1 pseudogene is annotated in these 746 nt (G+C 62.5%); it reads left to right on the top strand.

Annotated features, from left to right (window positions below):
- Nucleotides 1–746 (top strand): annotated as a pseudogene (locus NA8_RS32215) (DNA-directed RNA polymerase subunit beta); the annotation flags it as partial.

The following is a 746-nucleotide window of genomic DNA, read 5'->3' as shown; positions in this document are numbered from 1 at the left end:
GAGGGTCAGCGGGTGGAGCGTGGTCAGGTTCTGGCCGATGGTCCGTGCACCGAGAACGGTGAGATGGCGCTGGGTAAGAACCTGCTGGTGGCGATCATGCCGTGGGAGGGTCACAACTACGAGGACGCGATCATCCTGTCGCAGCGCCTGGTGGAAGAGGATGTGCTGACCTCGATTCATATCGAGGAGCACGAGATCGATGCGCGTGATACGAAGCTGGGGGCGGAGGAGATCACGCGGGATATCCCGAATGTGTCCGATGAGGTGCTCGCGGATCTGGATGAGCGGGGCATCGTGCGTATCGGTGCGGAGGTCCGGGATGGGGACATCCTGGTCGGCAAGGTGACGCCGAAGGGTGAGACCGAGCTGACTCCGGAGGAGCGGTTGTTGCGGGCGATCTTCGGGGAGAAGGCGCGTGAGGTGCGTGATACCTCGTTGAAGGTGCCTCATGGTGAGTCGGGCAAGGTGATCGGTATCCGGGTGTTCTCCCGGGAGGACGATGACGATCTGCCGCCGGGTGTCAACGAGCTGGTGCGGGTGTATGTGGCCCAGAAGCGCAAGATCCAGGATGGTGACAAGCTCGCGGGCCGGCACGGTAACAAGGGTGTGATCGGCAAGATCCTCGCGACCGAGGACATGCCGTTCCTGCCCGATGGCACCCCGGTGGACATCATCTTGAACACCCATGGTGTGCCGCGTCGTATGAACATCGGCCAGATCCTGGAGACCCATCTGGGCTGGATCGG

Origin of the sequence: Nocardia arthritidis NBRC 100137 (genome assembly GCF_001612765.1) — a bacterium.
In the GTDB taxonomy this organism is placed as follows: Bacteria; Actinomycetota; Actinomycetes; order Mycobacteriales; family Mycobacteriaceae; genus Nocardia; species Nocardia arthritidis.
This window is presented reverse-complemented; position numbering and strand designations above follow the sequence as displayed.